Genomic DNA, 7,576 nt, shown 5'->3' on the forward strand with positions numbered 1-7,576 from the left:
ATATAGAAGATAGACACGAATATTACAATGTGTATATATCTAAGTGTACACAATGCAAGCATTTTAATTTTGATAAATTAAAATGCCCGGCATACCCTAATGGCATTCCTGTTAAGTACCTTGATGGTTCACAGGTACATGACAAAAGAGAAAGCGACCAAAAAGGGGAGTTCGTCTTCCTAAAAGAATCCAATTAACGAGTTTTCGCTTTTGTATAATTCCATCCCATTTTTTCAGATATCCGTTTCCATAATATATGATAATGGACCACTGAAGCCATTGTTGGGGATAGTGTATTATTATTGATTCTAGCAGTAAACTCTACTCTTAGTTTGTTATTCTCCCGATTCACTAGCTTTTCGAATTTACTAATTGTAATTCCCCATCCTTCTTCGGGACGTTTCATAGCGAATGTATAATTAGGTGTTACAGCTCTCATTTCTGATACATTATGAGCTATTGCAAGATACATATCAGCCGGACTGAATGAGTTACCTATTCGTCCCAAACTCTTTTCTGGTTCTTGCCAGCCTCTTGGGTGATTATGTGTGAAAACGCAATCTTTCATCTTTGCACATTCTTCATCCGTAAACGCAACACTATATTTGGCTCCGCGCTTATCGATTACAACATTACCATTCCTGTCAAATAGGACTCCTGTCTCAAAGCTTTTATTCAGGCGTATTTCATTCTCTGTGTTGGTTATTTTGTTATAGAGTTTTCGCTCATTCCATTTTTGTTTAATATTTGCAATTTCAGAATCAGTCTTGATACGTTTAGGTTTAGAAACCTTTATAACTTCATTCGTAATAGGTTGGGAAACTATTTCTCTTTGTAGTCCTCCATCATTGGTAAAGTTATCCTTGTACCAGAAAGCCGATTGCAATCCATCTTTATTCTCGATGACGAAATCCTTTGCTCCCTGGGGAATGTCTGTAATAACCTGCTCTTTCGGAACTGTGTCATTCAGCAGGAAATCAGCAAAATTTTCCGGCTCCATGGTGATAGGAGTGGCAAAGCAGATACAAAAAGGATGAAAGCCTGTAAACTTGAACGTTTTCGGATATTTACCTACCATCGCATCACAGATCTTGCACGGTCCTCGATTATTGGCCGAGCGATGTATCTCAATACCTAATATGAAGTCTTGTTTGCTCCAACGTTCATAGTCTGCACTCCGGTAAGCTGTGTTCGTCGTTGTTGCAGATGTCCGGAGAGCGTTCTTATATGCAGAACGATAAACGCCTTGTCCTGGGTGGTAATCTTTCATCGGTTGAGACAAAACTAATTCGCCTTTCTCATTCCGGATCCTGCGAAAGCGTTTTTGGGGATTTTGCAAAATTTGCCGTATATCACTACTGATTCCGTTTGAATTACGTCCGGCAACTACGCCACTATCAAGATAGAATTCGAGTTGCGATTTCGTCTGCTGTGTAATATTCCAGACCCTATCAGATAATTTGAATCCGTTAGCGTCTATATCATTTTTTAGAGCTTCAAATGCAGATAGACTATGGGTAAACATTCCATCTTTCGTTGCACTGGAAATAGACATTCCCTTGATGAACTGGGAAATAAAATCATCATTCTTTCTTTCTGCTCGTTCCCAACCGTCCTTTTGAAATGCAGAGATATTAGCATATAGCATTGATTCAAGATTCAGCAGTTCCCGGTCAACTGCACTCTCTATTCCCTGATTGCTTATCCATACATTGTTTTTCCCCGCATCAGACCATTTACGGAGATACGGGGAAACAGAAAGTATAAACTGATTAAAGATATTGGCTATTACGGCCTGCTGTGCAGCAACTTTCTGTATGTGTTGTTTGTCGTAGAAAGAAAGTCCGGGCATAGCTTAGAAAGTTGCTCCTATGAGTGAATTATTCTGTGCAGTCTCTTTCTCATCATTCTTCTTACGATTCAGTTCCGCTTCCACATCATCTGTATAGGGCGAATTTTTAATAATCGTCTCTTTACTATTGAATTGAGAAGCAGTTTCAAGGTTCTTGAGTTCTTCCGCCAAATCCTGTGGGAGAATACTACCAAACTCTACCTCAATGTAGTTGTCATTTAGCTGTGATGCATATTTTGTATGTGTAATATTTGCCATTCCTGCTTGGACGATTGCTACTGTTCGTTGAACAACTGGACCAAATATTTCCATCTGTTCAGTAGCTTTTATCTCTGCATCAATCAGCATAAAACGACGTGAAGTGCCGCTAAGGTTGCCAAGTCCCATTAGTTTATTTATAGACAAGTCCGGACTGGAAGCTCCGGAATGTATTGCATCATCCAGTTGGTTTAGTTCAAGTGTAACGGATTCACAAGATTGTTGCCATGCAAGATAATCTGCATCACCGTGATACGATGTACCAGTATCTGAATCAACCTCCATACTGAAGTTCAATTCCTTACCAACCGTTTCTTTGCTCGGAAGGTTAGCTAAACCATAAGTTTTCAGTATAGGTTCAGAAAAGTAATCATTAGTATCTGATAGCCGGGAAAGTCTCATTTCTTTCTTGTCAATCAAATTAGCAACATCTTCCCAATCCGGACAATCGACCTCGGCATATACTACCGGAATCTTGCCAAAACGATTCTTTATCTTTTTCACTTGCCATACACCGTCCATGATACCGGAGTAGATAACATCTTTCGTATAGATTTTCACGCATTCGCAAGTACGGCCATTGACTTCTGCATTGTATTTATAGAGAAAACCGTCCATATCGTCGTCCTCATCAAAGTGTGGATAGAATTCACATTCGACATTACTATCCTTGGGAGTAGAAAGAATCTTAACTTTCAACTGACTTTTTCCATCGTTCTTGGTAACAGGATAGAATACAATAGCAGCCTTGGTTTCAGACAACACTTTGCGAGCAAACTCTTTCAATACAGATTGCATCTTGAGTTTTCGCTTATAGACTTTTTTGAACTCGCAGATCCCGTCGTTCGAATCTTCTGCTGTGATAGTCATTTCACCACCAAATAGAAAAGCAACAGAATTACGAACGATCTTTTTAGGTAGGTTGGTTACGACCTTAGCTACATCGACAGTCTTGTCTTCTAGTCTCTTTGGCTTTTCGGCTCCTGTTTCGGGGTCAACTTCTACTTCTGTATCTGAATATACAGCAATCTTTTTAGGCTCCCGATACCCAACTGATTCTTTACGACGGGTCCTGTCTCCATTGTATTCCTCCATATACTCACGAGGATTACGATTTTCACGGGTATCAACGCATAAATCACCTACTATGCTACCGAAGTCTTCATTTCTTAGAATGTCCTTAATATCTGGCATATACTTTTCTCTTAAAATATATACGTCAGTTAATTTATTCTACTTAACTTTGCGGTAAACTCTAAAACAAAAGAATATGGATAAAGAAGAAATTGTAGGATTAACTAAACAGTTAGACAGATTTTGCGACTATGCAACAAAGGGATTGTATGAAGTATTCCAGATTATACAAAAAAAAGACTCTAGTGCAAGAATGAACACAGATTTGACTCTAGTAACTAAATTAAATTCCCAAGATACGGATGTTCTTAGATATACAACATATCTAAAAGTACTTAGGGAAGCTAGATCTGCAATGAGGGCTATTGAATCATCTTTTAATTAAAAACGAATGGAGGTGTGATTTTTTAATAATTATACCTCCATATTATCCACGCCCCACTTTACGAGTAGATGTTTTTAACTTCAGCCCAAGCGATTCCGCAAACTCTGCAAGGATGGTCATTCCGTCGGGTGCATCATCATGTGCATTGTCACCTTCACGTTTATAACTAGTAAGCGCTTTCATGAAACGACCGTAGTCTGATCCTTTAGAGTATTCTGATTCATCAAGAAAAGCGCAATGTTTCTTTATCCAGCCAGCCTTCATAATGATACGTGTTTCCTTGTGCTGGGTTGTTGGCCGGGCTTGTATAACACACGATTTCTTTTTCGATGTAACAAGCTTACGCACATTGATAGCAAAGATACGACCACCATTATTTGACTCAATGCGTAGCTGGTCGCATTCGGTATCTATTACCATTTGTGCCAGGCGCGGTTCTGTAACTTCAACAGGATCCTTTGTGAAAAGAATATCGGTAATGAAATATTTTGGTCCGAACACCTTTGCGAATGGTGCGCAGAAATCATCATCTCCTTTATCGGCTGTATCACAAGCTCCGAGTGTCCCATCAGGTTTCTTTCCTGCAATATCGGCTAATTTGAAGCGCATGAGAGACGATTTGGGGAATAGTAACCCTTTGGCTTCGAATGGTTCCTGCATATATTCGGCCATCCAAATGCTTTCGTCGGTTTCAGAACGTAGTTCCCGGTAATATTCCGTAGTATGTACATCAGCGCAAAAAGTTTCATCGTTTTCATCAAGAGCTGCGATCCGGATGATTTCATTATACTTGCCGGCTTCTTCCATACGTCCGAGGACATCACTAGAAGACCAGCGGGTCCCGATGTCAATCATACAACAACTTCCCTCAATACGGGAGTCGTGCGTACCTTGTTTCCAAGACCATACCTTTTCATTGTTATTGTCAGATAACGCATCTTCCAGGCTCTTATATAAGTCGTCGGTCATGGCGAGCATAGACGCACCGAAGCCGATCACGGTACCGCCAACACCGCCACCGAAATAAGATACCTGGCGAGCGCCTTCCACATTCCAACTCTTCACATTCTGTTTATCACCTTTCAGATGAATATCAGGGAATATCTCTTTGTAACGCTTAGATTTTACAATATCACGGGTATCGTATGACAGCTTATTGTAAAGAGTATCAGAGCAACAGTTACGCATTACAGATTCTTCCGGGAAGTGACCGTACATCCAGGCTATAAACAATGAGGAAATATAAGACTTACCGGCACGTGGCGGCATACTGACAGCAAGGCGGTAGATAATATTAGCTAAATAGGAGGTATACACACGCATGAACGCTTCGGCTACTTTCTTCAAGAATAATCGTTTGGCAAAGAACTTTGGATCATAGTATAAGCAGAAAGCCCAGAAATCATTCCGGGCTTCACGCTTGCGAAGTATAGTTGCTGCTTTCGCTTGTCTAAGCAGTATTTCTCTTTCACTCTTTTTCTTTACCATCAATAATAGCCTGAAGTTGTTCGTCTGTCAATGATTCCAATTCATCACCAAGGTTTACATTCGCGTCTACTTCTTTCTTGTCACGCCATTTTTCCGGCTGTCGATTCTTCAACCAGAAAATAGCGGCTGTTGTATCAGGAGGATAATGCTCTATAAATTCCTTCGAATCTGTAATCTTCCCGTTCGATGTTGCAAATTTTGTTGCTTTACAGTTATACCCAATAGCACGGTTATAGAGTCTCGATGCAACGTTAGCATCTGCTATATTTTTCCCTTTTTTTAGGGACTCAAGAAATTCGGGATAATCCTTCTTCCATTTGTTTAAAGTCTGCTCTGAAACAGAGAAGAATTCGGAGAGCTCTTTATCTGTTGCACCCAACAAACAAAGCTTTAGAGCTTGATCGGCATACTCTATTCTGTACTCTGATTTACGCCCTCTTTTTTTCTTCTCGGCCAGATTCTTCTTCTCTGTCATAAACTAACAATAACTAACAAATTGTGATAACTCTTGCCTTAGCTTGGATAATCTTCAAATTAAAATATAAATAGGGGTTACTTTTTACAGTTCTCTGGAATTACTTTAGGAACAGCATTATTCCAATTAATACTATGGTGTAGGCGTCTATACACACTTCCCATTGGGCGTATCTTTGTACAAGAAGGAGCATACATAATTGTGTAGAAAGACTTAACATAAGTCCCACTATCTAAATATATATCAGTCATTCCGCCATTTGATTGTTGAGTTGTTACTTGATTCAAAGAAACATGCGGAATCTGAAAAAACAAATTTCCTCTACTTCCTAGTAAAGTGTAGGTGTTTACATCTTCATTAATTTTACCAAAAAACTTAAAAGGCATGTTTGTATCACAAATAAATGAGTTCATTGCTTTCCGTTTAAGTAATTCACCACGAACTATATTATTCTGCTTTCCTCCGATAAAATCTCCTCTTTGAGCTAATGCAACAGCTAAAGCACCTGTTTTATTTTTGAAATCAATTAGAGCATCAAGTACTTTATCAAGATTGATAATGTTTTTCTGCTTCATTTCACCATATTGATTATAAGTGTATGAGAATTCCGTATAATCATCATCTAACTCAATAAAATATTGGTAGCCTTTTTCTTTTGCTATTTCAAAAGAAGCATTTCTCGCATAAATAATAGCTCGACGATCATTGAAGTTATCACCCTCATCTGTTTCTGATGCTATTTCTTGTTTGTCGAATACATATATGTTTTCGTAGTTTTTGCGATAACGATCTATCTTCAGATCTTCATTATCTAATACTATGATAATATCACCTGTATAGCCACATTTCCGTAATGTTTTTACTGTATGTACATTGTCTGGACGCCCATGTGTAAGTATCAATGCAACGAAGCAATTATTTTTCATCATTGCTATAATCCTCCAAATATGAGTCTGACAATTCTTTCTTTAAACAAACATATCCTAGTTCAATAGCTTTATTAAAATCTATAATGACAAGAGCTGAATTTTCCATTAAATTTTGAATGATGTTGTTTGAATGAGCATAAAATTCAGCAATTTTTCCATAATCGAAAACAATGTGCCTTGAAGCTGCAATCTGAAGAAAATCTTTAGTCTGCTTGTCTAAATTACACTCCTGAATTTGTTTCATCAGACAATTGTAAGTTTCAAGATTATAGAGTTCTGATATTGCAGGTTTATTGCCAGTCGGTGTATAGATTGGAGATACTATTTTTTTTGTATAAAGATTATTATCTTTCTCATCGTCAGAATTAGGGATATCAGTCGAAAGTTCGATCTCGTCTACTGAAAACTCCCAATCATTCAATACATCAGGCGAGAAGTTTTCTATCACTAACTTCCAATCGAATTCAGAAGTATCGGAAGTATGATTGTCCGCTAAGGCCAGCAGTTTTCTCTTTTCATCTTCCGTAGATAAGTCTTTGCGTTTAATAACAATAAGCTCGGTACCGTCAGACTCTACAACACGCACTTTGAGACCTAACTTTTGAGCTTCTTCATAGACGCCGTTTCCAGCGATTAACACATTATCACGGTCGGCCAATACGGACCGACCAGCTCCACATTCAACAAGGCTTTTGTGGATAAGCCGCTTGTTTTCGTCCCCATGGATACGATAGTTCCGGGGATCAATCTTAATTTCTACTTTTTCTTCCATGACCAAGGAATTTCAACTAAAATATAAACTCCTTGGCTGTTTTCTTTCATTATGTATTCTCTTAAATGCTGTTTTTAATTTAAATAATGAATTTTCTATTAAGATAAGCGACTATATTATTAATCTGACCAAAGATTAATGATATAGGTCTTGCTTCTGTATCCAAGCCCGATATATCAAAGTCTATAATTTGATCACCCTCAATACAATTATAAAGAGAAGTATACAATTGGTAATCTCCAATCCCATGTGTCTGTCTCTTATACACATCTCCGAGCCCACG

The 7,576-nt window shown here is 38.4% G+C and carries 9 protein-coding genes; 2 read left to right on the forward strand and 7 right to left on the reverse strand.

All coding sequences use genetic code 11. The features are described from left to right. The coding region (locus LPH68_RS24930) for a hypothetical protein (RefSeq protein WP_230297206.1) at positions 1-197 on the forward strand (197 nt) is incomplete at its 5' end. Here LPH68_RS24930 and LPH68_RS24935 read toward each other — a convergent pair. Beyond that, positions 194-1,852, reverse strand: a complete 1,659-nt coding sequence (locus tag LPH68_RS24935; RefSeq protein ID WP_181985768.1) for a hypothetical protein — start codon at positions 1,850-1,852, stop codon at positions 194-196. The two genes, LPH68_RS24930 and LPH68_RS24935, sit on opposite strands and share 4 nt — an antisense overlap. A 3-nt stretch (positions 1,853-1,855) precedes the next feature. Next, positions 1,856-3,304 (reverse strand): phage portal protein, encoded by a 1,449-nt coding sequence (locus tag LPH68_RS24940; protein ID WP_117610577.1) that lies wholly within the window; start codon positions 3,302-3,304, stop codon positions 1,856-1,858. A 76-nt stretch (positions 3,305-3,380) separates the two neighbouring features. Here LPH68_RS24940 and LPH68_RS24945 point away from each other — a divergent pair, with 76 nt between their 5' ends. Then, the gene (locus LPH68_RS24945; protein WP_117610576.1) at positions 3,381-3,629 is read left to right on the forward strand and encodes a hypothetical protein; all 249 of its coding nucleotides are present in this window, start codon (positions 3,381-3,383) and stop codon (positions 3,627-3,629) included. A 42-nt stretch (positions 3,630-3,671) separates the two neighbouring features. Here LPH68_RS24945 and terL read toward each other — a convergent pair whose 3' ends face one another. The 5 genes from terL to LPH68_RS24970 all read right to left on the reverse strand — a co-directional run. Then, entirely contained in the window at positions 3,672-5,117 is a 1,446-nt protein-coding gene (gene terL / locus LPH68_RS24950; protein WP_181985767.1) for a phage terminase large subunit, read from the reverse strand. After that, positions 5,098-5,592: a helix-turn-helix domain-containing protein gene (locus LPH68_RS24955; protein WP_117610574.1), complete on the reverse strand. Its 495-nt coding sequence runs from the start codon at positions 5,590-5,592 to the stop codon at positions 5,098-5,100. Before LPH68_RS24955 ends, terL begins: the two co-directional genes overlap by 20 nt. Before the next feature lie 77 nt (positions 5,593-5,669). Beyond that, a complete protein-coding gene (locus tag LPH68_RS24960) occupies positions 5,670-6,521 on the reverse strand; it encodes a hypothetical protein (protein WP_117610573.1) in 852 nt (283 codons plus the stop codon). Continuing rightward, complete coding sequence (locus tag LPH68_RS24965; protein ID WP_230297207.1) at positions 6,508-7,293, reverse strand: hypothetical protein; 786 nt, start codon at positions 7,291-7,293, stop codon at positions 6,508-6,510. The genes LPH68_RS24960 and LPH68_RS24965 overlap by 14 nt, the downstream gene beginning before the upstream one ends. 79 nt (positions 7,294-7,372) lie before the next feature. After that, positions 7,373-7,576, reverse strand: a 204-nt coding sequence (locus tag LPH68_RS24970; RefSeq protein WP_230297208.1) for a hypothetical protein, incomplete at its 5' end; no start/stop codon positions are given.

Source organism: Bacteroides sp. 1_1_30 (genome assembly GCF_020982715.1).
Taxonomy (GTDB): Bacteria; Bacteroidota; Bacteroidia; order Bacteroidales; family Bacteroidaceae; genus Bacteroides; species Bacteroides xylanisolvens.

What these genes read in the sequence shown, in the direction of transcription:
- LPH68_RS24965 (WP_230297207.1), bottom strand. Translation starts at nt 7,293, where the DNA reads ATGGAAGAAAAAGTAGAAATTAAGATTGATCCCCGGAACTATCGTATC.
- LPH68_RS24955 (WP_117610574.1), bottom strand. Translation starts at nt 5,592, where the DNA reads ATGACAGAGAAGAAGAATCTGGCCGAGAAGAAAAAAAGAGGGCGTAAA.
- LPH68_RS24935 (WP_181985768.1), bottom strand. Translation starts at nt 1,852, where the DNA reads ATGCCCGGACTTTCTTTCTACGACAAACAACACATACAGAAAGTTGCT.
- LPH68_RS24945 (WP_117610576.1), top strand. Translation starts at nt 3,381, where the DNA reads ATGGATAAAGAAGAAATTGTAGGATTAACTAAACAGTTAGACAGATTT.
- LPH68_RS24940 (WP_117610577.1), bottom strand. Translation starts at nt 3,304, where the DNA reads ATGCCAGATATTAAGGACATTCTAAGAAATGAAGACTTCGGTAGCATA.
- LPH68_RS24960 (WP_117610573.1), bottom strand. Translation starts at nt 6,521, where the DNA reads ATGATGAAAAATAATTGCTTCGTTGCATTGATACTTACACATGGGCGT.
- terL (WP_181985767.1), bottom strand. Translation starts at nt 5,117, where the DNA reads ATGGTAAAGAAAAAGAGTGAAAGAGAAATACTGCTTAGACAAGCGAAA.